Genomic DNA, 26,444 nt, shown 5'->3' with positions numbered 1-26,444 from the left:
ATGTCTTTTAAAGTGCTACATAGAGGATACCAACATATCCGACTATCATCATCTTTCTCGCTCACCTTGGATATTCAAGATTATCTTCGTTCCTTGGCGAGAGATGAAAAGGGGATTGAATCTATCCAGTTTTACATGGATCAACAGCACTTTACTCTACGTATAAAAGAAGGCTTCTCTGTATTAGATAATGCAGAAGCCTTTTTAAAAAGAATTGATAAAGGGAAAGTTTCGGAGTTGATGACTCTTCCCATTCGTAGAGAAGATAGTGCTTATTCTATTGTTTCAGGTGCAGCGATTAAGCGTGTGCTTTTTCGTAGTCTTGTACCGTCTCCTATACGTTATATATGGACTTGTTATCAGGCTTTGGATTATGTTAGAGAAGCCTATCAGACCCTAGCGCGTAAGGAACTAACGATGGAGGTCTTGGACTGTTCGGCGATTTTATTATCTTTGTTTATGAATCAATCCAAGACGGCAAGTAATATCATGTTTATGCTTGATTTGGGGAATCATTTAGATCAGTGGTCCTTGAAAAAAACTGCAACAGATTTAGAACAAAGTCTTCTTGCAAAAGAGAGCGATGTATTCTTAGTACAGGGCGATACGGTCGTTAGTATCAAGAGTTCCGATGTTCAAATAGGAGATGTCTTGGTTTTATCTCAAGGAAATGAAATTCTGTTTGATGGACAAGTAGTTTCAGGTTTAGGTATGGTCAACGAAAGTTCCTTGACGGGAGAGAGTTTTCCAGTTGAAAAAAGAGAGTCTGATTTAGTTTGTGCAAATACAGTATTAGAAACTGGAGAGTTGCGTATTCGTGTAACCGATAATCAGATGAACAGCCGTATTTTACAACTGATTGAGTTGATGAAGAAATCTGAAGAAAACAAGAAAACGAAACAACGCTATTTCATCAAGATGGCGGACAAGGTTGTCAAATATAATTTCTTGGGTGCTGGTCTGACTTACCTATTAACAGGTTCTTTTTCTAAGGCTATTTCTTTTCTATTGGTCGATTTCTCCTGCGCTTTGAAAATCTCTACTCCTGTAGCTTATTTAACAGCTATCAAGGAGGGTTTGAATCGTGAAATGGTGATTAAGGATGGGGATGTTCTGGAGAAATATCTGGAAGTCGATACTTTCTTGTTTGATAAGACGGGAACAATTACAACTAGCTATCCTATAGTTGAAAAGGTGTTACCTTTTGGAGACTATAGTGAGGAAGATATTCTCAGAATCAGTGCCTGTCTTGAGGAACACATTTATCACCCTATTGCTAATGCCATTGTTAAGCAAGCTGAGATAGAGGGGATTGAACATGAGGAAATGCATGGGAAACTCCAATATATTGCAAGCAAGGGGATTAAGTCCCATATCGATGGCGAACCAGTTGTTATTGGAAATTATGTCTTGATGCAGGATGAGCAGATTCATATCAGTTCGGAACAAAATGCCTTAATTGAAGAGTACAAGAGTCACTATAATCTCTTATTCTTGGCTTATCAGAATGAATTAATTGGAATGTTCTGCATCCATACTCCTTTGAGAAAAGAAGCAAAAGCAGCCTTGGAGAAACTTAAGGCACAAGGGAAGAAATTGATTCTAGCAACAGGGGACACCTTGGTTAGGACAGAGGAATTAGTCAAAGATTTGCCCTTTGATCAAGTCTATACAGACTTGAAACCTGATGGGAAATTTGAGTTAGTAGAGAAACTGCAGAAAGCAGGTCATACTATTTTGATGGTTGGAGATGGATTGAATGACTCAGCTGCTCTAACCCTATCAGATATCGGTGTGGTGATGAATGAGAGTGCAGATATTTCTAAGCAGATGAGTGATATCTTATTGTTAGATAATCGCTTGGATTTCTTCCAAGAATTGGATTTGCTATCATCATCTTTGCAAACACTCATCAAGAAGAATATTCAAGATACCGTTGTCGTAAATAGTAGTTTAATTGGCTTTGGCTTGTTTAACTGGCTCAGCCCTTCAAACCTCTCTATCTTACATAATCTGACAACCTTACGCATAGTCCTGCGTAGCCTGTCTATTAAGGCTAGATAGATGTGGTTAAACAACAAAAAGGAGTTACCTTTCTAGAGGTTAACTCCTTTTTTTATAGATCAATGTTGAACAGTTTAGTAAGTCAATACAAAGTATTTTTTCTTCCCACGGCGGATAACAGTCAGTTCGTTCTCAAGCTTATCTGCGTCACTCAAGACATAGTCAAGGTCTTGGATGCGGTCACCGTTTACGTAGATAGCTCCGTTTTGGACGTCTTCACGGGCTTGGCGTTTTGAGTTAACTACACCAGCTGATACGAGCAGTTCCACGATATTGTGGTTTTCATCTGCTTGAACGTGGTAGTTTGGCACTCCACGAAGTCCTTGTTTGAGCTCTTTAACAGAAAGATTTTTGATATTTCCTGCAAAGAGTTGCTCAGTGATATTGAGGGCTTCTTTGTAAGCTTCTTCGCCGTGAACAAGTGTAACGACTTCACGAGCCAAGACTTTTTGGGCCAAGCGTTCGTGTGGAGCCACTTCAAATTGTTTGCGGATGTCTTCAATCTCATTAAGTGACAAGAAAGTAAAGATTTTCAAGAAACGAACAGCGTCAGCATCCATAACGTTCATCCAGAATTGGTACATTTCGTATGGAGAAGTCTTTTCAGGATTGAGCCAAACTGCGTTTCCTTCTGATTTACCAAATTTCTTACCAGTTGCATCGGTAATCAGTGGAACAGTGATTACGTGGCCAGTCTTGTCAGCTTTACGACGAAGCAATTCAGTACCAGCTGTCATATTTCCCCACTGGTCAGAACCACCGATTTGTAGCGTTACGTTGTGGTCTTGGTTAAGAACGAAGAAGTCGTAACCTTGCATGATTTGGTAAGCAAACTCAGTGTATGAAATTCCTGTTTCGATCCGTTTTTTCACAGATTCCTTACTCATCATGTAGTTGACAGTAAAGTATTTTCCGATATCACGGAGGAAGTCAATGAAGCTGATGCTGCCAAACCAGTCGTAGTTGTTGACCATGACAGCCTTGTTTTCGCCATTTTCAAAGTCAAGAAAACGAGAAAGTTGTCCTTGGATAGACTTGACCCAGCCATCCACTGTGTCTTTTGTTTGGAGACTACGTTCAGCATCTTTGAAGGACGGATCTCCGATGAGACCTGTAGCACCGCCAACGAGCGCATAAGGTTTGTGACCTGCTAGTTGCAGGCGACGACTTGTTAAGATTGCGACAAGGTGGCCTAGGTGAAGGCTGTCAGCAGTTGGATCGTAGCCAGTATAATAAGAAACTTGACCTTCTTCTAGGGCTTTACGCAAAGCTTCTTCATCAGTCGTTTGAAAAATCAAACCACGCTCTTTTAGCTCATCAAAAATGTGCATGTGTCTTTTCTCCTTTATAAAATATTGTTTCTACCTATTGTATCACAAACTCGAGCAATAGCCTAGTGTAATAGGGAAGAAAGTGGCTATTTTATTGAAAGTTTACCTTTTGTGGTATAATAGATAGAGTGAGGAAATTCATGCAAAATAAAATAAATGATTTAAAAAGAAAAATGATGGACATTTTCCAGCAAGTAGGATTAACCTTTAATCAAAAAAAAGCACAGAACCACTCTGAACAAGATAAAACAGATGGGGGAAGGAAAGGATTTTTACATCTCCTAGGGACTTCTTTATCTGTCTTCAAGGGGATTTTGAATACTCTCTTTATTTTAGCTTTTATCGGGGGGTTATTTGGGACTGGTCTAGTACTTGGTTATGGGGTTGCCTTGTTTGACAAGGTTCGCTTGCCTCAAACAGAAGAATTAGTACATCAGGTTAAGGATATTTCATCTATTTCTGAATTGACCTATGCGGACGGTACTGTCATTTCTTCTATAGAAAGTGACTTATTGAGAACATCTGTATCGTCAGAGCAGATTGCAGAAAATTTAAAAAAGGCTATTATCGCAACTGAGGATGAGCATTTTGAAGAGCACAAAGGTGTGGTTCCTAAGGCTGTTATTCGTGCAACATTAGGGAACTTTTTAGGTCTTGGATCTTCTAGTGGAGGCTCTACCTTGACTCAACAGTTGATTAAGCAACAGGTGGTTGGAGATGCACCTACCTTGGCTCGTAAGGCGACTGAAATTGTTGATGCCCTTGCTCTAGAGAGAGCCATGAGTAAGGATGATATTTTGACAGCTTATTTGAATGTTGCACCTTTTGGTCGTAACAATAGAGGGCAAAATATTGCAGGAGTTCAACAAGCTGCAGAAGGAATTTTCGGTGTGAATGCCGGAAACTTAAGTGTGCCTCAAGCTGCCTTTTTGGCAGGCTTACCTCAGAGTCCCATTGTTTATTCTCCATATGAAAATACGGGGGTCATAAAAAGTGATGAAGAGTTAGAACTTGGATTGAAACGCGCCAAGGCTGTCCTATATAATATGTACCGTATGGGCACTTTGACCAAGGACGAATATGATCAATATAAAGATTACGATTTAAAACAAGACTTTCTACCTTCAGGTGCAGTTACAAGTGTTTCAAGAGGATTTTTATACTATACAGCCTTAGCTGAGACTCAGGAACATATGTATGAGTATTTGGTACAGCGAGATAATGTATCAGCGGCAGAGTTAAAAAATGAAGCAACTCAGAAGTTTTATCGTGATTTGGCGGTCAAAGAACTTGAAAATGGTGGTTATAAAATTACAACTACGATTGATGAGAAAATTCATTCTGCTATGCAAAGCGCAGTTGCTAACTATGGTTCTCTGTTAGATGATGGAACTGGTAAAGTAGAAGTCGGAAATGTTTTAATGGATAATCAAACGGGTGCTATTCTAGGTTTTGTTGGTGGTAGAAATTATCAAGAAAACCAAAATAATCATGCTTTTGACACGAAACGATCACCGGCATCTACTACAAAACCATTGTTAGCTTATGGCATTGCTATTGATCAGGGATTAATGGGAAGCGCTAGTATATTGTCTAACTATCCTACAACATTTTCTAATGGAACTCCCATTTTGTATTCTGGTAATAAGGGTACAGGTATGATGACCTTAGGAGAGGCTCTTAACCATTCGTGGAATATCCCGGCTTATTGGACTTATCGTATGCTCCGTGAAAAAGGAGTTGATGTTAAGTCTTATATGGAGAAAATGGGTTACGAAATTCCAGATTATAGTATTGAGAGTCTTCCGATGGGTGGTGGTATTGAAGTAACGGTAGCTCAACATACCAACGGTTATCAGACCTTAGCAAATAATGGTATTTATCATAAGAAACACATGATTTCTAAAATTGAATCTAGAGAAGGAAATGTAATCTATGAGTATCAAGATAAACCGGTTCAAGTTTATTCTAAAGCGGCAGCGACCATTATGCAGGGACTTTTGAGAGAGGTGTTATCATCTCGTATAACAACGACTTTCAAGAACAATCTTTCTTCTTTAAATCCTAGTTTGGCAAATGCAGATTGGATTGGGAAGACTGGAACTACGAATGAAAGTGAAAATATGTGGCTCATGGTTTCTACTCCGAAATTAACATTAGGGGGGTGGATTGGACATGATGACAATCATTCTCTATCGCGTTTAGCGGGTTATGAAAACAATTCTAAATACATGGCTCAACTTGTGAATGCCATTCAGCAAGCTAACCCAACTATTTGGGGGAATGATCGTTTTTCACTAGATTCTAGTGTAGTGAAATCCCAAGTTTTGAAGTCTACTGGTCAACAAATAGGTAGAGTTTCTTTTGAAGGTGCAGAGGTTGATCTTTCAGGGGATACGGTGACTAGCTATTGGGCTAATAAAGCTGGCGCTCCTATTACTAGCTATCACTTTGCGATTGGAGGAAGTGACTCAGATTATCAACATGCTTGGGCTAGTATCATTGGCAATCTTCCAACTGAATCGAGCTCAAGTAGCGATTCAGACAGTGATTCAAGTAGCGATTCAGGCAGTGATTCAAGTAGCGACTCAAGAAGTGATTCTAATGATAGTAGCAATTCGAGTGAGACTAGACCATCTTCCTCAAGGTCAAGAAGATAATATTTTTAACATGAAACTAAATAAAGTGGCTAATCAATTGATTGCCACTTTTTTCTTTTAATTTTTCGTGTTACAATAAAAGGTATGAATCAGTATCAGAAAAAAATTGTAAAGGGAACCATTTATTCCTTATTGTCCGGTTTAATCTGGGGTATTTGTGGAATTTTAGGAGAGTATTTTTTTACCCATTATCAGGTTTCGTCTGGCTGGATTACTTCTATGCGTTTAAGTTTAGCTGGTAGTCTGGTTTTGATATACTCCTCTGTACAGCTCAAATCTCAAGTGCTTGATCTCTGGCGAGATAAGAAAAATTATCTCCCTTTTTTTGCCTATGCTATTTTAGGTATTTTTTCTGTGCAATTTTTCTTTTACCTCTGTGTTGAATATTCTAATGCTACAACTGCTACTATTTTACAGTTTATCAGTCCTATTTTTATCTTACTCTACAATCGAATCATTTATAAGAAAAAGGCTTCCCTAAGCGCTATTTTCTATGTTTTAATTGCTATGTTAGGAGTGTTTTTGATGGCGACCAAGGGAGATGTATCTCAGCTATCCATGACACTACTAGCTCTTATCACAGGTTTGTTGAGTGCTATGGGTGTGATGTTTAATGTTATTTTGCCACAACCGTTTGCTAAGCGTTATGGCTTTGTGCCTACAGTAGGCTGGGGAATGATTCTAGCAGGTTTGTTTAGTAATATGCTCTCTCCGGTTTATCAGATTTCCTTTGTGGTGGATATCTGGAGCGTCTTGATTTGTCTTATTATTGCCTTCTTTGGGACAGCTTTTGCATTTTTTATCTCTATGAAGGCGGTCTCTTTGGTTTCTCCCTTGGTGGTTTCGGTTGTCAGTGCTAGTGAACCCTTATCTTCTGCTCTGTTGAGTGTATTATTTTTAGGTTTGGTATTAGACTGGTCTTTAGTTTTAGCCATGATTTTGATTATTTCACCAATGATTTTCTTATCCATAGAAGAAGCGAAGGGGAGCAACTAAAATTGTTTTTCTAACTGTAAAACAATTATGATACTTGAATAGTAAGAATTGCTGAGAGGATGACTACAAAGATTTCAAGCTTTTATTAGAGTAAATTTTATTTTATTGGTAATAGGTGTAGTCTTATATCCTAAAAAGAGATAAAAAAGCTTCAAATTTGGAGTTTTTTTTGGTAGAATAGTTATCATTATAACGAATTAGGAGGCGCCTATGACTGCCACAAAAATGAATGCTCAAGAAATCATCCAATTTATTGCTAATGCTGAAAAGAAAACCAGTGTAAAGGTTACTTTTGAGGGAGAACTAGCTTCTGCAGTTCCTAGATCTGTTGTGAAACTAGGAAATGTTCTCTTTGGTGATTGGAAGGACGTTGCTCCACTTTTAGATGGCCTAGTAGAAAATAAAGATTATGTCGTAGAACAAGATGCCCGTAACTCTGCAGTTCCTTTGCTAGACAAACGTGCAATCAATGCTCGTATCGAACCAGGTGCTATTATCCGTGATCAGGTCGAAATTGGTGACAATGCTGTTATCATGATGGGAGCAGTTATCAATATTGGTGCAGAAATTGGCGCAGGGACTATGATTGACATGGGGGCTATCCTTGGTGGCCGTGCTATTGTTGGGAAAAACAGCCACGTTGGTGCAGGCGCAGTTCTTGCAGGTGTGATTGAGCCAGCTAGCGCAGATCCTGTACGTGTTGGGGACAATGTTCTCATCGGTGCCAATGCAGTGGTAATCGAAGGTGTTCAAATCGGTAGTGGTTCGGTTGTAGCTGCAGGAGCAATCGTTACTCAAGATGTTCCAGAAAATGTAGTAGTAGCAGGAGTTCCAGCTCGCGTCATCAAAGAGATTGACGAAAAAACCCAACAGAAAACAGCGTTAGAAGATGCCCTTCGTACCTTGTAATTGTTAAAAAGAGGCGGAACCTTTTTTCCAGCCTCTTTCTTATATACTAGGAGGATAGATAGATGTTAGATTTAATTCAAACAAGACGAGATTTACACCAGATTCCTGAAATTGGCTTGGAAGAGTTCAAGACACAGGCTTACTTGTTAGATGCCATTGAGAAGTTAACTACTGGCAAGGATTTTATTCAGATTCGTACATGGCGGACAGGTATCTTAGTTTATTTGCAGGGAAGTCAGCCTGAGCGTACCATTGGTTGGAGAACAGATATTGACGGTCTGCCTATCGTCGAACAAACAGGACTGTCTTTCGCTTCCCAGCATCAAGGTCGTATGCACGCCTGTGGTCATGATTTTCATATGACCATTGCCTTAGGCTGTCTTGAGAGCGCCCTTGAGCAGCAACCCAAGAACAATCTGCTCTTTCTGTTTCAGCCTGCTGAAGAAAATGAAGCAGGTGGTATGCTCATGTATGAGGACGGGGCTTTTGGAGATTGGCTACCAGACCAATTTTATGGTCTTCATGTTCGACCAGATTTGAAGGTTGGGCAGATTGCGACTAATACCCACACTCTCTTTGCAGGGACTTGTGAGGTCAAGATTCGTTTTAAAGGGAAAGGTGGTCACGCTGCCTTTCCACATGAAGCAAATGACGCCTTGGTGGCTGCTAGCTATTTTGTGACTCAAGTGCAGTCTGTGGTCAGTAGGAATGTCAATCCGATTGAGGGAGCAGTAGTGACTTTTGGAGTTTTCCAAGCTGGAACCACCAACAATGTTATCACAGACACAGCCTTTTTGCATGGGACTATCCGGGCTTTGACACAGGACATGAGTCTCTTGGTGCAAAAGCGGGTCAAAACAGTTGCAGAAGGCGTTGCAGCTGCCTTTGGTATGGAAGTCGAAGTAGAACTCAAACAAGGGGGATATTTACCAGTTGAGAATGATCCAACCTTGGCGCGTGAGTTGATGACCTTCTTTGAAGAAAAAGACGGAATTGAGTTGATTGATATCGAACCTGCTATGACTGGTGAGGACTTTGGTTATCTTCTATCCAAGGTGGACGGTGTTATGTTTTGGCTAGGTATTGATAGCCCCTACGCCCTTCATCATCCTCAGATGAGTCCTAGAGAAGAAGCTCTAGCCATTGGTGTTGATGCGGTTTCTAGTTTCCTAAAAAAGAAAGCATCAGAGTAAAGGTATGAAAGCAGAATTACGTAAGCAAGTCTTGCAAGAAATGAAGGCTTTATCTCAAGAACAAAAACAGGCTATGGATCGAGCTTTAACAGAGCGATTTTTGAATCATCCCTTGTACCAAGAAGCCCAGAGCATTGCAACCTATCTCTCTTTTCCTCACGAATTTCAAACGCAGGAACTCATCGAGCAGGCGCTAAAGGACGGCAAGAAGGTTCTGATCCCTAAAACCTATCCCAGAGGAAGGATGGAGTTTGTAGTCTATGATCCGCAGCAGTTGGTAAAAACTTCCTTTGGTTTATTGGAACCAGAGGGAGAGTTGACAGTGATTGATAGTTGTCAAATTGATGTGATTCATGTTCCTGGTTTGGTGTTTACGACGGAGGGTTACCGGATTGGCTACGGTGGAGGTTATTATGATCGCTATTTGATCGGATATAAAGGCCATACGATAAGCACTCTCTATCCGTTTCAAATTCAGGAATTTATTCCTGATGATCACGATATTCCTGTTCAGGAGGTTCTAATGTATGAAGGAAATCTTTGATAAACGTTACCCTGTAACGAGTTTTTTTCTCCTAGTAACAGCTCTAGTCTTTGCTTTAATGTTACTGACTACAGGTGGGAACTTTGATCGGGCAGATACTCTATTTCGATTTGGGGCTATGTATAGTCCGGCTATTCGATTGGTTCCTAGTCAGATTTGGCGACTCTTTTCTGCAATTTTTGTCCATATTGGTTGGGAACATTTCATTGTCAATATGTTCTCTCTCTATTTTCTTGGACGGCAAGTCGAAGAGATTTTTGGTTCTAAGCAGTTTTTCTTTCTTTATCTTCTGTCAGGGATGCTGGGTAATCTATTTGTCTTCGCTTATACACCTAGAGCTTTAGCTGCAGGTGCATCGACTGCTCTTTATGGTCTATTTGCTGCCATTATTGTTTTGCGCTATGCATCGCGTAATCCTTATATTCAGCAGTTGGGGCAATCCTATATGACGCTTTTTATAGTAAATCTTATTGGCAGTATTTTAATTCCGGGGATCAGCCTCGCAGGCCACATTGGAGGAGCAGTGGGAGGAGCCTTTTTAGCAATACTCTTTCCAGTCAGAAGTGAGAGACAGATGTATAACCCGGTTCAGCGACTAGGAGCAGCAGTGCTTTTTATAGGTCTGTCTATTTTACTTCTCTATAAGGGTATGAGATGACCAGATGTTAGAAGCAAAGTTGAGATAATAAAAAAGATAAGATCACTTTATTTGAACCTTATCTTTTTAAATTTATTCTCCCCCAGCCAACTCTTTTCCGAGTTCGATGAGGTAGTTTTTCAAGTCATCCTTGACTTGTGGGTGTTTGAGAGCATAGTCAATGGATGTTTTCATGAAGCCAAACTTATCTCCTACATCGTAACGAGCTCCTTTAAATTCACGGGCGAAAACGCGTTGTGTTTTGTTTAAAGTATCAATGGCATCAGTGAGTTGGATTTCATTTCCAGCACCAGGAGCTTGATTTTCTAAGATATCAAAAATTTCAGGTGTGAGAAGATAGCGCCCGATAATAGCTAAATCACTTGGAGCATCTTCAGGAGCTGGTTTTTCAACGAAGGTTTCTACACTATAGAGTCCGTTGATTCCTTCTCCTTGAGGAGCAATGACTCCGTAGGCAGATACTTCATCATGAGGTACAGGCATAACAGCAATGGTTGATGCATGGGTGTTTTCATAATCATTCATCAATTGTCTTGTCAAAGGGATAGCATCTTCATCTGTGATATCCATAAGATCATCTCCAAGCATGACCATAAAAGGCTCATTTCCAACAAAGGCTTTGGCTTGTAAGACAGCATCACCTAGACCACGAGGATGACTTTGACGGATAAAATGAAGACGAATTCCAGTTGTTTCATCTACCAATTTTAATAAATCATGTTTTCCTTTTTCTTTGAGGTTGTATTCAAGCTCAAAATTTGAGTCGAAGTGGTCCTCAATAGAACGTTTTGACTTACCAGTGACAACAAGAATATCTTCTATGCCGGATTTAAGGGCTTCTTCTACGATGAATTGGATAGTTGGTTTGTCTACAATAGGCAACATTTCTTTGGCAAGAGCCTTTGTTGCTGGAAGGAAACGAGTCCCTAGTCCAGCGGCAGGAATGACTGCTTTTCTAACTTTAGATGCCATAGTAATCCTTTCTATAGAGTGTCAAGACCACTCATTTTCTGCTTTAAATTCATTGCTCATGATGTCATAAATGGCATCTTTGATATTGGTTCCGTGGTAAATAACTTGGTAAATGGCTTGTGTAATCGGCATATAGACTCCAAGTTCTTGCGCTAGTTCATAGGCTGCTTTAGTCGTTGAGATTCCTTCGATGATCATGCCCATATTAGCTTCTATATCAGTTAGGGATTCTCCGCGACCAAGGGCATCGCCAGCTCTCCAGTTCCGAGAGTGGATGGAGGTTCCCGTTACAATCAAATCTCCCACACCAGATAAGCCACTATAGGTCAGTGGACTAGCCCCGAGTGCTACCCCTAGGCGAGTAATTTCTGCCAAACCTCGAGCGATAATGGCTGCCTTGGCATTGTCACCAAATCCCAGACCATGTAAAGCACCAGCGCCTACCGCAATAATATTTTTAAGTGCACCAGCAGTCTCTACCCCGATAACATCCGTATTGGTATAAAGGCGGAAGTAATGATTACTAAAGAGTTCTTGCACGTATTGAGCTGTTTGTAAATCTTTAGAAGCAGCCGTGATTAAGGTGAGGTCGCGAACGATTGTTTCCTCAGCATGACTAGGACCTGAGACGACAACGATTTCGCTTCGGAGGTGCTCTGGGATTTCTTCTTCAAGGATAGTTGATAAGCGTTTGTGGCTATCGGGTTCTAATCCCTTTGAAGCGTGCATGATGACAACCTTGTGATTTAATGTCTGTGCGACTTGTTGGGCAACTAGACGAGTTACTTTTGTTGGGACCACGAATAAAATAGCATCTACGTCTTTCAGTGCCTCTGCTAAGTCAGTGTAGGCACTGATATTTTTATCTAGAACGACATCTTTAAAGTAGTGCTTATTAGTATGGTGTGTATTAATTTCATTGATTTGTTCGGGAATATTTCCCCAAATACGTACCTCGTGTCCATTGTCATTTAAGACTTGTGAAAGAGCAGTTCCCCACGAACCAGGCCCCAAGACGGCGATGGTTTGTTTTTCCATGTTTCCCTCCTTTTTATAGAGCGCTTTTTACCATTTTATCATATTCCGTGTAATTTTGCATTTGAGTTGCTGGTTAGATGAATCTTTTTAGCTTGTATCAAAAATAAAAAATGAGACTAAATAAAGAAAGCTTTAGTCTCATTTGTCTATTTTATTGAAAAGTTTAAGTATATCCATTTGATCAACTAAAAGAGACTGATTCTGGAAGAAGTGAGATCTCTTATTTCAATTGATCGGTGATGTCTTTTGATAATAACATTCCTAAATGGTAAGTTTTATTAATGTAAGCAATGACATCATTGATATTTTCAGTCGTTTGAATTTTCTCTTTGATGTCAGCCCTGAATGTTTCATCCTTTAAAAGTTGTTCTTGATAGAGTTTCTGAAGTCTCTCTTTTTCATACTTGTTGAGAAGAAAAAGGAAGACCAAGCTAATAACAACGAGGATATAAGCATATTGACTCATAGAATATCTCCTTGGATAGTGAAGAAGTAGTGAAAGGATAGTTTAGGTAGAATAGTATCATACCAAGTCAAATTCCGTACAAGATTTAGCTTAAGTACTTAGATTACTTATCAATCAAGTAATTTGAAGACTAGTCAAGTGTTTAGGTAAGTATCTCTGGTTACGACGTAAAGAAATATAAATCGATCATATTTATGTCCTAAAACTAGTGAAGCGCCTAGCCAAAGTCCGAATAGGATTTGGCGTTAGTTACTTAGATTTCTTCGCAATCAAGTAACTTGAAGATTGCGACATGAGCCTAATCAAATCGATATTATTCGGTTTGGTGAATTAGTGAAGCGTTTAGGCAATTCGCCATATAGCGATTGCCGTCAAGAGACTAGGAACTTTAGTTCCAGTCTCTTGTAACGATTTACATCTTCTCTGGAGCCTCTACACCTAACAAACGGAGAGCTTCTTTGAGAACGACGGCTGTTGCGTAGCTAAGGGCTAGACGGCTGTCACGTTCTGGGCTTTCATCCAAGATACGTGTATGTGCATAGTATTTGTTGAAGGCTTGAGCCAAATTAATAGCAAATTTTGCAATGATAGAAGGTTCAAAATTATCAGCTGCACGGTTAATGATTCGTGGGAAATCTTGGATGAGTTTGATGATTTCCCAACTTTCAGCATCATTTAAACTGTAATTAGCTTCTGTTTTTGGTTTGAAGTCTGCTTTACGTAAGATAGATTGGATACGAGCATAGGCATATTGTACATAAGGACCAGTTTCCCCCTCGAAGGATACCATAGCCTCTAGGTCGAAGTCGTATCCATTTGTACGGTCGGTCTTGAGGTCATAGAATTTAATGGCTCCAACCCCAACAGCATGCGCCACCTGGTCTTTGTTTTCTAGTTCAGGATTTTTAGCCTCGATTTGGGCCTTGGCACGACTAACAGCCTCTGCAATAGTAGGTTCTAGCAAGATGACATTCCCTTTACGAGTAGAGAGTTTTTTCCCTTCTTTTGTAACCAAACCACAAGGAACGTGAGTAATGTCGTCACTCCAGTCGTAGCCCATCTCTTGCAAGACAGCTTTGAGTTGTTTAAAGTGGGCAGATTGCTCTTGACCAACGACGTAGATAGATTTGGCAAATTGGTATTCCTTTTTACGGTAAAGGGCTGCAGCCAAGTCACGTGTGATATAAAGAGTTGCGCCATCAGATTTCTTGATAAGGGCTGGATGTTCAATGCCATATTTCTCAAGATTGACAACTTGAGCCCCTTCTGATTCAACAAGAAGGCCTTTTTCAGAAAGAATATCTACAACTGCATCCATCTTATCGTTGTAGAAGGCTTCTCCGTTATAGCTGTCAAATTCAACTTTCAATTCATTGTAAAGGCGGTTAAATTCCACCAAACTTTCATCACGGAACCATTGCCAAAGTGCAAGAGCTTCCTCATCTCCATTTTCAAGTTTACGGAACCATTCGCGTGCTTCTTCATCCAAGCTAGGATCATTTTCGGCTTCAGCGTTGATACGAACGTAGAGTTTAAGAAGTTCATCGATTGGATGTGCTTTGACAGCCTCTTCATTCCCCCATTTTTTATAGGCAACAATCAGCATTCCAAACTGTTTACCCCAGTCTCCCAAATGGTTGACCTTAACTGTTTGATAACCGATTTTTTGGAAAATATGTGACAAGCTATCTCCGATAACAGTTGAGCGCAAGTGACCAATAGAGAATGGTTTAGCAATATTCGGACTAGACATGTCGATAACAACATTTTCTTGTTTACCAATATGTTGATCAGCATAGTGTTCTTTTTCAGTGATAACAGCTTGCAATACTTGAGCAGAAATAGCATTTTTATCAAGGAAAAAGTTGACGTAAGGTCCTGTTGCGACAATCTTTTCAAAGGATTGACTGTTAATTTTTTCAGCCAGTTCAGCCGCAATCATTTGAGGTGCTTTACGTTCGACTTTTGCAAGTGAAAAAGCAGGAAATGCAATATCTCCCATTTCTGAGTTTTTAGGGGTTTCCAGTAAATTTAAAATAGCCTCTTGGTCTAGGCTATCAATGACACTAGCCAACTCGCTAGCAATCAGTTCTTTTGTATTCATTACAGGCTCCTTTTTGGACTTTTCTACTATTTTATCATAAATTCAAAGAAAGAAAATAAAAAATTTGAAATCTCCTATTTTTTTGGTATAATAAAGTTATAAATTTTTAATAAATATACATATAAGAGGATTTTATGAGGAAAAGAGATCGTCATCAGTTAATTATAAAAATGATCACTGAAGAGAAATTGGGTACACAAAAAGAGATCCAAGATAGGTTAGAAATGCACAATGTATTTGTTACTCAGACAACTTTATCACGTGATTTGCGTGAAATCGGCTTGACCAAGGTCAAGAAAAATGGTATGGTGTACTATGTACTAGCAAATGAGACAGAAAAAATCGATTTGGTTGAGTTTTTGTCTCATCATTTAGAAGGTGTTGCGAGAGCAGAGTTTACTTTGGTTCTTCATACAAGACTTGGAGAAGCCTCTGTTTTAGCAAATATTGTAGACGCAAACAAGGATGAATGGATTTTAGGAACAGTTGCTGGTGCAAATACCTTATTGGTCATTTGTCGAGACCAGCACGTTGCCAAATTAATGGAAGATCGTTTGCTAGATTTGATGAAAGATAAGTAAGGTCTTGGGAGTTATTCTCAAGACTTATTTTTGACAAGGAGAGACGGCATATGGCGTCAGAAAAGCTATCACCTGGCATGCAACAGTATGTGGATATTAAGAAACAATATCCAGATGCGTTTTTGCTTTTTCGAATGGGTGATTTTTATGAATTATTTTATGAAGACGCGGTTAATGCTGCGCAGATTCTAGAAATTTCCTTAACTAGCCGTAATAAGAATGCAGACAATCCGATTCCCATGGCTGGCGTTCCTCACCATTCTGCCCAACAGTACATTGATGTCTTGATTGAGCAAGGATATAAGGTTGCTATTGCGGAGCAGATGGAAGATCCTAAACAAGCAGTTGGGGTTGTTAAACGAGAGGTCGTTCAGGTCATTACTCCTGGAACAGTGGTCGATAGCAGTAAACCAGATAGTCAAAATAACTTTTTGGTCGCTTTAGACCGTGAAGGTAATCACTTTGGCTTGGCTTATATGGACTTGGTGACAGGTGATTTTTATGTAACAGGGCTTCTGGATTTCACGTTGGTCTGTGGGGAAATTCGTAACTTGAAAGCACGGGAAGTGGTGTTAGGCTATGACTTGTCTGAGGAAGAAGAGCAAGTTCTCAGCTGTCAGATGAGTCTAGTTCTTTCCTATGAAAAAGAATCTTTTGAGGATGTCCATCTACTGGATTCGCGTTTGGTAAGCGTAGAACAAGCGGCATCTAGTAAGCTGCTCCAGTATGTTCATCGGACCCAGATGAGGGAATTGAACCACCTCAAACCTGTTATCCGCTATGAAATCAAGGATTTCTTGCAGATGGATTATGCGACTAAGGCTAGTTTGGATTTGGTTGAGAATGCTCGTTCAGGCAAGAAGCAAGGTAGTCTTTTCTGGCTTTTGGATGAAACCAAGACGGCTATGGGGATGCGTCTGTTACGTTCTTGGATTCATCGTCCTTTGATTGACAAGGAGCGAATCATCCAACGTCAAGAAGTGGTGCAGGTCTTTCTTGACCATTTCTTTGAGCGTAGTGATTTAACAGACAGTCTCAAGGGTGTTTATGACATTGAGCGCTTGGCTAGTCGGGTTTCTTTTGGCAAAATCAATCCAAAGGATCTCTTGCAGTTGGCGACCACCTTATCTAGTGTACCACGGATTCGAGCGATTTTAGAAGGAATGGAGCAATCCGCTCTAGCCTATTTCATCGAACAACTGGATGGAATCCCTGAGTTGGAGAACTTGATTAGCGCAGCGATTGCTCCTGAAGCGCCTCATGTGATTACGGAAGGTGGTATTATACGGACTGGATTTGATGAGACCTTAGACAAGTACCGTCGCGTTCTCAGAGAAGGAACTGGTTGGATTGCTGAGATTGAGGCTAAGGAGCGAGAAAAATCTGGTATCAGTACGCTCAAGATTGAATACAATAAAAAGGATGGCTATTATTTCCATGTGACCAATTCGCAACTGGGAAATGTGCCTGTCCACTTTTTCCGCAAGGCAACGCTGAAAAACTCAGAACGCTTTGGAACCGAAGAATTAGCCCGTATAGAAGGAGATATGCTAGAGGCACGTGAGAAGTCAGCCAACTTAGAGTACGAAATTTTTATGTGCATTCGTGAAGAGGTCGGCAAGTACATCCAGCGTTTACAAGCTCTAGCCCAAGGAATTGCGACGGTTGATGTCTTACAGAGCCTGGCGGTTGTGGCTGAAACTCAGCATCTGATTCGACCTGAGTTTGGCGATGACTCACAAATCGATATCCAGAAAGGACGCCATGCTGTCGTTGAAAAGGTCATGGGAGCTCAGACCTATATTCCAAATACGATTCAGATGGCAGAAGATACCAGTATTCAACTGATTACAGGACCCAACATGAGCGGGAAGTCAACCTACATGCGTCAGTTAGCCATGACGGCGATTATGGCCCAGATGGGTTCCTATGTACCGGCAGAAAGCGCCTATTTACCGATTTTTGATGCAATCTTTACCCGTATCGGAGCGGCAGATGATTTAGTTTCGGGTCAGTCGACCTTTATGGTAGAAATGATGGAAGCCAACAATGCCATCTCTCATGCAACCAAGAATTCCCTCATTCTCTTTGATGAATTGGGACGGGGAACGGCAACTTATGACGGAATGGCTCTTGCCCAGTCCATCATCGAATACATCCATGAGCATATCGGAGCCAAGACCCTATTTGCGACCCACTACCATGAGTTGACTAGTCTGGAGTCTAGTCTGGAACACTTGGTCAATGTCCACGTGGCAACCTTGGAGCAGGATGGGCAGGTCACCTTCCTTCACAAGATCGAACCAGGACCAGCTGATAAATCCTACGGTATCCATGTTGCCAAGATTGCTGGCTTGCCAGCAGACCTTTTAGCAAGGGCGGATAAGATTTTGACTCAGTTAGAGAATCAAGAGACAGAAAGTCCTGCTCCCGTGAGGCAAACAAGTGCCGTCACTGAACAGATTTCACTCTTTGATATGGCAGAAGAGCATCCTATCCTAGCAGAATTAGCTAAACTGGATGTTTACAATATGACACCTATGCAGGCTATGAATGTTTTGGTTGAGTTAAAACAGAAACTATAAATCCAAGAATTGCTGATCATTCTAGCTGTATCAAGGATACTTCTTTGACAAGTCCCCACTTTTTTGCTAGAATAGCATCACACAAACAGAATGAAAAGGAGCTGACGCATTGTCGCTCCCTTTTGTCTATTTTTTAAGGAGAAAGTATGCTGATTCAGAAAATAAAAACCTACAAGTGGCAGGCCTTGGCTTCGCTCCTGATGACAGGCTTGATGGTTGCTAGTTCACTTTTGCAACCGCGTTACCTGCAGGAAGTGTTAGATGCACTCCTTGCTGGTAAATATGAAGCCATTTATAGTATCGGGGTTTGGTTAATTGGTGTGGCCTTGGTCGGTCTGGTTGCTGGTGGGCTCAATGTTGTCCTTGCAGCCTATATTGCCCAAGGAGTTTCATCTGACCTTCGGGAGGATGCCTTCCGTAAAATACAAACCTTTTCTTATGCCAATATTGAACAATTTAATGCGGGAAATCTAGTCGTTCGCATGACAAATGATATCAACCAGATTCAGAACGTGGTCATGATGGCCTTCCAAATCCTTTTCAGACTTCCCCTTTTGTTCATCGGTTCGTTTATCCTGGCGATTCAAACCTTACCTTCTCTGTGGTGGGTAATTGTTCTCATGGTAGTCTTAATTTTTGGTTTGACTGCTGTTATGATGGGGATGATGGGACCTCGTTTTGCCAAGTTTCAAACCCTTCTTGAGCGCATCAATGCTATTGCTAAGGAGAATCTTCGTGGTGTTCGTGTAGTCAAGTCCTTTGTCCAAGAAAAAGAGCAGTTTGCTAAGTTTACGGAGGTTTCAGACGAGCTTCTCGATCAAAATCTTTACATCGGTTATGCCTTTTCAGTAGTGGAACCCTTTATGATGTTGGTCGGCTACGGGGCGGTCTTCCTCTCTATTTGGCTAGTTACGGGGATGGTTCAGTCGGAACCGTCAGTTGTTGGGTCCATTGCTTCCTTTGTCAATTACCTAAGCCAGATTATCTTTACTATTGTTATGGTTGGATTTTTGGGAAATTCTGTCAGTCGTGCCGTGATTTCCATGCGTCGTATTCGAGAAATTCTGGACGCAGAGCCGGCCATGACCTTTAAGGATGTCCAAGATGAAGAGTTGGTCGGAAGTCTTAGCTTTGAAAATGTGACCTTTACCTATCCAATGGACAAGGAACCGATGCTGAAAGATGTGAGCTTTACTATTGAACCTGGTCAAATGGTTGGTGTAGTTGGAGCGACTGGTGCAGGAAAATCAACCTTGGCTCAATTGATTCCACGTCTCTTTGACCCGCAGGAAGGGGCTATCAAAATCGGAGGCAAGGATATTCGAGAAGTGAGTGGAGGAACCCTGCGCAAAACTGTTTCTATCGTTCTTCAACGTGCCATTCTCTTTAGTGGAACGATTGCAGATAACTTGAGACAGGGTAAGGGAGATGCTACTCTATTTGAAATGGAGCGCGCAGCCAATATTGCCCAGGCTAGTGAATTCATTCATCGTATGGGGAAAAGCTTTGAAAGTCCAGTTGAGGAACGGGGAACCAATTTCTCTGGTGGGCAAAAGCAACGGATGTCGATTGCTCGAGGGATTGTCAGCAATCCACGTATTCTGATTTTTGACGATTCGACCTCAGCCTTGGATGCCAAGTCAGAGCGCTTGGTCCAAGAAGCCCTGAATAAGGACTTGAAAGGGACGACAACCATTATTATTGCTCAAAAAATTAGCTCGGTTGTCCATGCAGACAAGATTTTGGTTCTAGATCAAGGACGATTGATTGGCCAAGGCACGCATGCAGACTTGGTTGCCAATAATGCCGTTTATCGTGAAATTTATGAAACACAGAAAGGAAAGGAGGAGTAAAATGAAGACAGTTCAATTTTTTTGGCATTACTTTAAGGTCTATAAGTTCTCATTTGTGGTTGTTATCTTGATGCTGGTTCTATCAACTCTTGCCCAAGCCCTCTTTCCGGTTTTTTCTGGACAAGCGGTAACAGAGCTAGCCAATTTAGTTCAAGCTTATCAAAATGGCGATCCAGAACTTGTTTGGCAGAGCCTATCAGGAATCATGGTCAATCTTGGCCTGCTAGTTTTGGTTTTATTTATCTCCAGTGTGATATACATGTGTCTTATGACGCGTGTGATTGCAGAATCGACCAACGAGATGCGCAAAGGCCTCTTCGGTAAGCTTGCTCGGTTGACGGTTTCTTTCTTTGACCGCCGACAAGATGGCGATATCCTGTCTCGTTTTACTAGTGATTTAGATAATATCCTCCAAGCCTTTAACGAAAGCTTGGTTCAGGTCATGAGCAATATTGTTTTATACATTGGTCTGATTTTTGTCATGTTTTCGAGAAATGTGACACTGGCGCTCATCACCATTGCCAGCACACCAGTGGCCTTCCTCATGCTAATTTTCATCGTGAAAATGGCACGCAAATACACCAACCTCCAGCAGAAAGAGGTAGGGAAGCTCAACGCCTATATGGATGAGAGTATCTCAGGTCAAAAAGTCGTGATTGTGCAAGGGATTCAAGAGGATATGATGGCAGGATTTCTTGAACAAAATGAGCGCGTGCGCAAGGCAACCTTTAAAGGAAGAATGTTCTCAGGAATTCTTTTCCCTGTCATGAATGGGATGAGTCTGGTTAATACAGCCATCGTCATCTTTGCTGGTTCAGCTGTACTTTTGAATGATAAGTCTATCGAAACAAGTACAGCCCTAGGTTTGATTGTTATGTTTGCCCAATTTTCACAGCACTACTACCAGCCTATTATCCAAGTTGCAGCTAGTTGGGGAAGCCTTCAGTTGGCCTTTACAGGTGCTGAGAGGATTCAGGAAATGTTTGACGCAGAGGAAGAAATCCGACCTGAAAAGGCTCCGACCTTTACTAAGTTGCAAGAAGGTGTCGAAATCCGTCATATCGATTTTTCATACTTGCCTGATAAACCTATTTTGAAAGATGTCAGCATTTCTGCTCCAAAAGGACAGATGATAGCGGTTGTTGGTCCGACTGGGTCAGGGAAAACGACTATTATGAATCTTATCAATCGCTTTTATGATGTTGATGCTGGTGGTATTTATTTTGATGGTAAAGATATTCGTGACTATGACTTAGATAGTCTTAGAAGCAAGGTGGGGATTGTCTTGCAAGATTCCGTTCTTTTTAGCGGAACCATTCGAGACAATATCCGTTTCGGTGTGCCAGATGCTAGTCAAGAAATGGTTGAGGCAGCAGCCAAGGCAACCCACATTCACGACTATATCGAAAGTTTACCTGATAAGTACGATACTCTTATAGATGATGACCAGAGCATCTTCTCGACAGGACAAAAGCAATTGATTTCTATCGCTCGAACCCTGATGACAGATCCAGAAGTTCTCATTCTCGATGAAGCCACTTCAAATGTAGATACGGTAACCGAAAGCAAGATTCAGCATGCCATGGAGGCAGTTGTAGCAGGTAGAACCAGTTTCGTCATTGCCCATCGCTTGAAAACCATTCTCGATGCAGATCAGATTATTGTCCTTAAAGATGGAGAAGTCATTGAACGCGGTAACCACCATGAACTCCTAAAACTAGGTGGATTCTACTCAGAACTCTATCACAATCAATTTGTTTTTGAATAAGAAAGAAGTTGTCCTCTTGGGCAGCTTTTTCTTGTCCATAAAAAATATTTATCACAGTCTTAAAAAAAACATATTAGACGAAAGGTGTCTTGAGTGATATGATAGGACTATCATATCACTCAATGAAAATCAAAGAGTAAACTAGGAAGCTAGCCGTAGGTTGCTCAAAGCACTGCTTTGAGGTTGTAGGTAGAACTGACGAAGTCAGTAACATATATACGGTAAGGCGACGCTGACGTGGTTTGAAGAGATTTTCGAAGAGTATTAACATTCGAAAGGAGAGACATCATGCCTAGAACGGTTGTAGGAGTTGCTGCAAATCTATGTCCCGTAGACGCAGAGGGCAAAAACATTCATTCATCTGTATCTTGTAGATTCGCAGAGAGCATTCGTCAAGTCGGTGGTCTCCCTTTAGTCATTCCTGTTGGTGATGAGTCAGTCGTGCGCGATTATGTAGAAATGATTGACAAACTCATCTTGACAGGTGGGCAAAATGTTCATCCCCAATTTTACGGAGAGAAAAAAACCATTGAGAGCGATGACTATAATCTAGTCCGTGACGAATTTGAATTGGCACTCTTGAAGGAAGCGCTCCGTCAGAATAAACCAATTATGGCAATCTGTCGCGGTGTTCAACTTGTCAATGTTGCCTTTGGTGGAACCCTCAATCAAGAAATTGAAGGTCATTGGCAAGGTCTACCTTTCGGAACATCTCACTCTATTGAGACGGTAGAAGGAAGCGTAGTAGCTAAGCTATTTGGAAAAGAAAGTCAGGTCAATTCCGTCCATCGTCAAAGCATTAAAGATTTGGCACCTAATTTCCGTGTAACTGCTATTGATCCAAGAGACCAAACCATCGAAGCGATTGAGTCTATCGACGAACACCGCATTATCGGTTTACAGTGGCATCCAGAATTTCTGGTTAATGAAGAAGATGGCAATTTAGAACTATTTGAGTATTTATTGAATGAATTGTAACGACTGGTGTATCTGGTCGTTCTTTCTTTTATTATTTCAAAATTTTTAGAATGTTGTGTTTTTACGCAAACGTTTGAATTCTGATAAAAATTGGAGAAATTCGACAAAAAAACTTGAAAAAAACGAAGGCAAGCGTTATGATAGAAAAGAAAAAATATTGGAGGAATAACATGTCACATATTAAATTTGATTATTCAAAAGTTTTAGACAAATTTGTTGCACCACACGAAGTGGAATACATGCAAGCACAAGTTACAGCTGCTGACGAAATGATTCGTAAAGGGACTGGTGCTGGTAGCGACTTCTTGGGCTGGTTGGACCTTCCTGAAAACTACGACCGCGAAGAATTTGACCGCATCTTGAAAGCTGCTGAGCAAATCAAGTCAGACAGCGATGTTTTGGTTGTTATCGGTATCGGTGGATCTTACCTTGGTGCTAAAGCAGCAATCGACTTCTTGAACCACCACTTTGCAAACTTGCAAACAAAAGAAGAACGCAAAGCTCCACAAATCCTTTACGCAGGAAACTCAATCTCATCTACTTACCTTGCTGACTTGGTAGAGTATGTAGCTGACAAAGACTTCTCAGTAAACGTGATTTCTAAATCAGGTACAACAACTGAACCAGCTATCGCTTTCCGTGTCTTCAAAGAACTCTTGGTTAAGAAATACGGTCAAGAAGAAGCCAACAAACGTATCTATGCAACAACTGACCGCCAAAAAGGTGCTGTTAAGGTTGAAGCAGACGCTAACGGTTGGGAAACATTTGTTGTTCCAGATGATATCGGTGGACGCTTCTCAGTATTGACAGCAGTCGGTTTGCTTCCAATCGCTGCATCAGGAGCTGACATTAAAGCTCTTATGGAAGGTGCGAATGCAGCTCGAAAAGACTACACTTCAGATAAAATCTCTGAAAACGAAGCTTACCAATACGCAGCTGTTCGTAACATTCTTTACCGTAAAGGCTATGCAACTGAAATCTTGGTAAACTACGAGCCATCACTTCAATACTTCTCAGAATGGTGGAAACAATTGGCTGGTGAATCAGAAGGAAAAGACCAAAAAGGTATCTACCCAACTTCAGCCAACTTCTCAACTGACTTGCACTCACTTGGTCAATTTATCCAAGAAGGAACTCGTATCATGTTTGAAACAGTTGTCCGTGTTGACAAACCGCGCAAGAATGTGATTATTCCTACTTTGGAAGAAGACCTTGACGGCCTTGGTTACCTTCAAGGAAAAGACGTTGACTTTGTAAACAAAAAAGCGACTGACGGTGTTCTTCTTGCCCATACAGATGGTGATGTACCAAACATGTATGTGACTCTTCCAGAGCAAGACGCTTTCACTCTTGGTTACACTATCTACTTCTTCGAATTGGCAATTGCCCTTTCTGGTTACTTGAATGCCATCAACCCATTTGACCAACCAGGTGTTGAAGATTACAAACGTAACATGTTCGCCCTTCTTGGAAAACCAGGATTTGAAGAATTGAGCAAAGAACTTAACGCACGTCTATAATAGAAGAAAAGAGTGGTTTGTCCACTCTTTTTACTCTCTTTATTCATAGAGATTGGACTCAGCCAAGACTTGTGATATAATATAGAAAGCAAAAAGGCAGACGCCTAGAGACTTTATAGGAGAAACTATGTCAAAAGATATCCGCGTACGTTACGCACCAAGTCCAACAGGACTACTACACATCGGGAATGCCCGTACAGCATTGTTCAACTACCTTTACGCACGTCATCATGGTGGAACTTTTATCATTCGTATCGAAGATACTGACCGTAAACGTCATGTTGAGGATGGTGAACGTTCACAACTTGAAAACCTTCGTTGGTTAGGTATGGATTGGGATGAAAGCCCAGAAACACATGAAAATTACCGCCAGTCTGAACGTTTGGACTTGTATCAAAAATACATTGACCAACTATTAGCTGAAGGAAAAGCCTATAAATCTTACGTTACAGAAGAAGAGCTGGCATCTGAACGCGAACGCCAAGAAGCAGCTGGTGAAACCCCTCGCTACGTAAATGAATACCTAGGTATGAGTGAAGAGGAAAAAGCGGCTTACATCGCAGAACGTGAAGCAGCAGGAATTATCCCAACTGTGCGCTTGGCTGTCAATGAGTCAGGTATCTACAAGTGGCATGATATGGTCAAAGGCGATATCGAATTTGAAGGTGGCAATATTGGTGGTGACTGGGTTATTCAAAAGAAAGACGGTTACCCAACTTACAACTTTGCCGTTGTCATCGATGACCATGATATGCAAATTTCTCACGTAATCCGTGGAGACGACCACATTGCTAATACACCAAAACAGCTTATGGTCTATGAAGCACTTGGTTGGGAAGCCCCAGAGTTCGGTCACATGACCTTAATCATCAACTCTGAAACCGGGAAAAAATTGTCTAAACGCGATACCAACACCCTCCAGTTTATTGAAGACTACCGTAAAAAAGGTTATTTACCAGAAGCAGTCTTTAACTTTATTGCTCTTCTTGGTTGGAACCCAGGTGGCGAAGATGAAATCTTCTCTCGTGAAGAACTCATTAAACTTTTTGATGAAAACCGCCTCAGCAAGTCTCCAGCAGCCTTTGATCAGAAGAAACTCGACTGGATGAGCAATGATTATATCAAGAATGCAGACCTAAAAACTATCTTTGAAATGGCAAAACCATTCTTAGAGGAAGCAGGTCGATTGACTGATAAGGCTGAAAAATTAGTTGAATTATACAAACCACAAATGAAGTCAGTTGACGAAATCGTTCCATTGACAGACCTTTTCTTCTCAGATTTTCCAGAATTGACAGAAGCAGAGCGTGAAGTCATGGCGGGTGAAACAGTCCCAACAGTTCTTGAAGCCTTCAAAGCAAAACTCGAAGCGATGACAGATGATGAATTTGTAACAGAAAATATCTTCCCACAAATCAAAGCTGTTCAAAAAGAAATAGGTATTAAAGGGAAAAATCTTTTCATGCCTATTCGTATCGCAGTTTCAGGTGAAATGCATGGACCAGAATTGCCAGATACTATCTTTTTGTTAGGCCGTGAAAAATCAATCCAGCATATTGAAAATATGTTAAAAGAAATCTCTAAATAAGAAGGATGCAACAATGGACATATGGGAAAAGATGTACGAAGAAGCACAGAAACTATATAATCCACATGAAGTATCAGACTTTGTCTATGCCAACCATGTTGTAGCCGCAGTAGAAGCAGAAAATGGACAAGTATTTACAGGATTCTGTATGGAGGGAACCTGTGGTGTGTTCCATCTCTGTGCAGAACGGGCGGCACTCTTCAATATGTACCAATTTTCAGGACAAACTAAGGTTAAGAAAGTAATAGCTTTTCGAAACAAACCACCTTATGGTGGAAGTTCAGCCATGCCTTGTGGAGCTTGCAGAGAATTTCTCTTGGAGTTGAACGCTGAAAATAAAGATGCAGAATTCATGATGGACTACGATACGAGAAAGACAGTGAAAGTAGCAGAACTAATCCCATATTGGTGGGGAGAAGAACGTGCTTCTAAGTTTAATAATCAATAGAAGAGTCAGTATAATTCTGGCTCTTTTTACTTATATTTGAAAAAAGATAAAAAAAGTAGTTGACAAGGAAGAAAAAGTGGGTATAATAGAAAGAGTTGAAAACAACTCTAGGGTCCGTTGGTCAAGGGGTTAAGACACCGCCTTTTCACGGCGGTAACACGGGTTCGAATCCCGTACGGACTATGGTG

Annotated in this window: 20 protein-coding genes and 1 tRNA gene; 16 read left to right on the top strand and 5 right to left on the bottom strand. The window is 40.9% G+C overall.

Annotation, left to right across the window (positions count from 1 at the left end):
* The gene (locus tag QZ114_RS00350; protein WP_295498269.1) at positions 1-2,064 is read left to right on the top strand and encodes a heavy metal translocating P-type ATPase; all 2,064 of its coding nucleotides are present in this window, start codon (positions 1-3) and stop codon (positions 2,062-2,064) included.
* Between the two features lie 74 nt (positions 2,065-2,138).
* Here QZ114_RS00350 and tyrS read toward each other — a convergent pair whose 3' ends face one another.
* Entirely contained in the window at positions 2,139-3,395 is a 1,257-nt protein-coding gene (gene tyrS / locus QZ114_RS00345) for a tyrosine--tRNA ligase (protein WP_295498267.1), read from the bottom strand.
* A gap of 140 nt (positions 3,396-3,535) precedes the next feature.
* Between tyrS and pbp1b the strand changes: the two genes are divergently transcribed.
* The 6 genes from pbp1b to QZ114_RS00315 all read left to right on the top strand — a co-directional run bounded on the left by pbp1b (position 3,536) and on the right by QZ114_RS00315 (position 10,355).
* Complete coding sequence (gene pbp1b, locus QZ114_RS00340; RefSeq protein WP_295498264.1) at positions 3,536-6,055, top strand: penicillin-binding protein PBP1B; 2,520 nt, start codon at positions 3,536-3,538, stop codon at positions 6,053-6,055.
* An 84-nt stretch (positions 6,056-6,139) separates the two neighbouring features.
* On the top strand, positions 6,140-7,051 hold the full coding sequence (locus QZ114_RS00335) for a DMT family transporter (RefSeq protein ID WP_295498261.1): 912 nt from the start codon (positions 6,140-6,142) through the stop codon (positions 7,049-7,051).
* Between the two features lie 210 nt (positions 7,052-7,261).
* Positions 7,262-7,960, top strand: a complete 699-nt coding sequence (gene dapD / locus QZ114_RS00330) for a 2,3,4,5-tetrahydropyridine-2,6-dicarboxylate N-acetyltransferase (protein WP_295498258.1) — start codon at positions 7,262-7,264, stop codon at positions 7,958-7,960.
* 62 nt (positions 7,961-8,022) lie between these two features.
* Entirely contained in the window at positions 8,023-9,153 is a 1,131-nt protein-coding gene (locus QZ114_RS00325; RefSeq protein WP_295498255.1) for an N-acetyldiaminopimelate deacetylase, read from the top strand.
* Positions 9,154-9,157: 4 nt separating this feature from the next.
* Positions 9,158-9,697 (top strand): 5-formyltetrahydrofolate cyclo-ligase, encoded by a 540-nt coding sequence (locus tag QZ114_RS00320; RefSeq protein ID WP_295498252.1) that lies wholly within the window; start codon positions 9,158-9,160, stop codon positions 9,695-9,697.
* Positions 9,681-10,355 (top strand): rhomboid family intramembrane serine protease, encoded by a 675-nt coding sequence (locus tag QZ114_RS00315; protein WP_295498249.1) that lies wholly within the window; start codon positions 9,681-9,683, stop codon positions 10,353-10,355. The genes QZ114_RS00320 and QZ114_RS00315 overlap by 17 nt, the downstream gene beginning before the upstream one ends.
* Positions 10,356-10,427: 72 nt before the next feature.
* Here QZ114_RS00315 and galU read toward each other — a convergent pair whose 3' ends face one another.
* From galU to argS, 4 genes are all read right to left on the bottom strand, one after another.
* The gene (galU, locus tag QZ114_RS00310) at positions 10,428-11,327 is read right to left on the bottom strand and encodes a UTP--glucose-1-phosphate uridylyltransferase GalU (RefSeq protein WP_295498246.1); all 900 of its coding nucleotides are present in this window, start codon (positions 11,325-11,327) and stop codon (positions 10,428-10,430) included.
* A 21-nt stretch (positions 11,328-11,348) separates the two neighbouring features.
* A complete protein-coding gene (locus tag QZ114_RS00305; protein WP_295498243.1) occupies positions 11,349-12,365 on the bottom strand; it encodes an NAD(P)H-dependent glycerol-3-phosphate dehydrogenase in 1,017 nt (338 codons plus the stop codon).
* A 220-nt stretch (positions 12,366-12,585) separates the two neighbouring features.
* Positions 12,586-12,831 carry a hypothetical protein gene (locus QZ114_RS00300; RefSeq protein ID WP_033682430.1) on the bottom strand — a complete coding sequence of 82 codons (246 nt, stop codon included), beginning with the start codon at positions 12,829-12,831 and terminating at the stop codon, positions 12,586-12,588.
* Positions 12,832-13,243: 412 nt separating this feature from the next.
* The gene (argS, locus tag QZ114_RS00295; RefSeq protein WP_295498238.1) at positions 13,244-14,935 is read right to left on the bottom strand and encodes an arginine--tRNA ligase; all 1,692 of its coding nucleotides are present in this window, start codon (positions 14,933-14,935) and stop codon (positions 13,244-13,246) included.
* Positions 14,936-15,069: 134 nt separating this feature from the next.
* Here argS and argR point away from each other — a divergent pair, with 134 nt between their 5' ends.
* The 9 genes from argR (at position 15,070) to QZ114_RS00250 (ending at position 26,439) form a co-directional block, all read left to right on the top strand.
* Entirely contained in the window at positions 15,070-15,516 is a 447-nt protein-coding gene (gene argR, locus QZ114_RS00290) for an arginine repressor (protein WP_007557440.1), read from the top strand.
* A 50-nt stretch (positions 15,517-15,566) separates the two neighbouring features.
* Positions 15,567-18,101 (top strand): DNA mismatch repair protein MutS, encoded by a 2,535-nt coding sequence (gene mutS / locus QZ114_RS00285; protein ID WP_295498232.1) that lies wholly within the window; start codon positions 15,567-15,569, stop codon positions 18,099-18,101.
* Positions 18,102-18,247: 146 nt separating this feature from the next.
* A complete protein-coding gene (gene patA, locus QZ114_RS00280; protein WP_295498229.1) occupies positions 18,248-19,954 on the top strand; it encodes a multidrug efflux ABC transporter subunit PatA in 1,707 nt (568 codons plus the stop codon).
* 1 nt (position 19,955) lies between these two features.
* Positions 19,956-21,722, top strand: coding sequence for a multidrug efflux ABC transporter subunit PatB (patB, locus tag QZ114_RS00275; protein WP_295498226.1), 1,767 nt, complete (start codon positions 19,956-19,958; stop codon positions 21,720-21,722).
* 288 nt (positions 21,723-22,010) lie between these two features.
* Positions 22,011-22,700, top strand: coding sequence for a gamma-glutamyl-gamma-aminobutyrate hydrolase family protein (locus QZ114_RS00270; RefSeq protein ID WP_001138351.1), 690 nt, complete (start codon positions 22,011-22,013; stop codon positions 22,698-22,700).
* 170 nt (positions 22,701-22,870) lie between these two features.
* A complete protein-coding gene (locus QZ114_RS00265; RefSeq protein ID WP_295498221.1) occupies positions 22,871-24,220 on the top strand; it encodes a glucose-6-phosphate isomerase in 1,350 nt (449 codons plus the stop codon).
* Positions 24,221-24,347: 127 nt separating this feature from the next.
* The gene (gltX, locus tag QZ114_RS00260) at positions 24,348-25,808 is read left to right on the top strand and encodes a glutamate--tRNA ligase (RefSeq protein ID WP_295498218.1); all 1,461 of its coding nucleotides are present in this window, start codon (positions 24,348-24,350) and stop codon (positions 25,806-25,808) included.
* A gap of 13 nt (positions 25,809-25,821) precedes the next feature.
* Positions 25,822-26,256 (top strand): cytidine deaminase, encoded by a 435-nt coding sequence (locus QZ114_RS00255; protein ID WP_295498214.1) that lies wholly within the window; start codon positions 25,822-25,824, stop codon positions 26,254-26,256.
* Positions 26,257-26,367: 111 nt separating this feature from the next.
* Positions 26,368-26,439, top strand: a tRNA-Glu gene (locus QZ114_RS00250).
* The last annotated feature ends 5 nt before the right edge of the window (positions 26,440-26,444 follow it).

Source organism: uncultured Streptococcus sp. (genome assembly GCF_901875575.1).
Lineage (GTDB): Bacteria > Bacillota > Bacilli > Lactobacillales > Streptococcaceae > Streptococcus.
The sequence above is the reverse complement of the archived record's forward strand: the minus strand, read 5'-3'. Positions and strand labels throughout refer to the sequence as shown.

Bases quoted from the DNA above. Each gene is read 5' to 3' on its own strand.
- patB (WP_295498226.1), top strand. From the start codon at position 19,956: ATGAAGACAGTTCAATTTTTTTGGCATTACTTTAAGGTCTATAAGTTC.
- QZ114_RS00265 (WP_295498221.1), top strand. From the start codon at position 22,871: ATGTCACATATTAAATTTGATTATTCAAAAGTTTTAGACAAATTTGTT.
- argR (WP_007557440.1), top strand. From the start codon at position 15,070: ATGAGGAAAAGAGATCGTCATCAGTTAATTATAAAAATGATCACTGAA.
- argS (WP_295498238.1), bottom strand. From the start codon at position 14,935: ATGAATACAAAAGAACTGATTGCTAGCGAGTTGGCTAGTGTCATTGAT.
- patA (WP_295498229.1), top strand. From the start codon at position 18,248: ATGCTGATTCAGAAAATAAAAACCTACAAGTGGCAGGCCTTGGCTTCG.
- QZ114_RS00350 (WP_295498269.1), top strand. From the start codon at position 1: ATGTCTTTTAAAGTGCTACATAGAGGATACCAACATATCCGACTATCA.
- QZ114_RS00255 (WP_295498214.1), top strand. From the start codon at position 25,822: ATGGACATATGGGAAAAGATGTACGAAGAAGCACAGAAACTATATAAT.
- QZ114_RS00325 (WP_295498255.1), top strand. From the start codon at position 8,023: ATGTTAGATTTAATTCAAACAAGACGAGATTTACACCAGATTCCTGAA.
- galU (WP_295498246.1), bottom strand. From the start codon at position 11,327: ATGGCATCTAAAGTTAGAAAAGCAGTCATTCCTGCCGCTGGACTAGGG.
- gltX (WP_295498218.1), top strand. From the start codon at position 24,348: ATGTCAAAAGATATCCGCGTACGTTACGCACCAAGTCCAACAGGACTA.
- QZ114_RS00300 (WP_033682430.1), bottom strand. From the start codon at position 12,831: ATGAGTCAATATGCTTATATCCTCGTTGTTATTAGCTTGGTCTTCCTT.
- mutS (WP_295498232.1), top strand. From the start codon at position 15,567: ATGGCGTCAGAAAAGCTATCACCTGGCATGCAACAGTATGTGGATATT.
- QZ114_RS00270 (WP_001138351.1), top strand. From the start codon at position 22,011: ATGCCTAGAACGGTTGTAGGAGTTGCTGCAAATCTATGTCCCGTAGAC.
- QZ114_RS00315 (WP_295498249.1), top strand. From the start codon at position 9,681: ATGAAGGAAATCTTTGATAAACGTTACCCTGTAACGAGTTTTTTTCTC.
- QZ114_RS00305 (WP_295498243.1), bottom strand. From the start codon at position 12,365: ATGGAAAAACAAACCATCGCCGTCTTGGGGCCTGGTTCGTGGGGAACT.
- QZ114_RS00320 (WP_295498252.1), top strand. From the start codon at position 9,158: ATGAAAGCAGAATTACGTAAGCAAGTCTTGCAAGAAATGAAGGCTTTA.
- tyrS (WP_295498267.1), bottom strand. From the start codon at position 3,395: ATGCACATTTTTGATGAGCTAAAAGAGCGTGGTTTGATTTTTCAAACG.
- dapD (WP_295498258.1), top strand. From the start codon at position 7,262: ATGACTGCCACAAAAATGAATGCTCAAGAAATCATCCAATTTATTGCT.
- pbp1b (WP_295498264.1), top strand. From the start codon at position 3,536: ATGCAAAATAAAATAAATGATTTAAAAAGAAAAATGATGGACATTTTC.
- QZ114_RS00335 (WP_295498261.1), top strand. From the start codon at position 6,140: ATGAATCAGTATCAGAAAAAAATTGTAAAGGGAACCATTTATTCCTTA.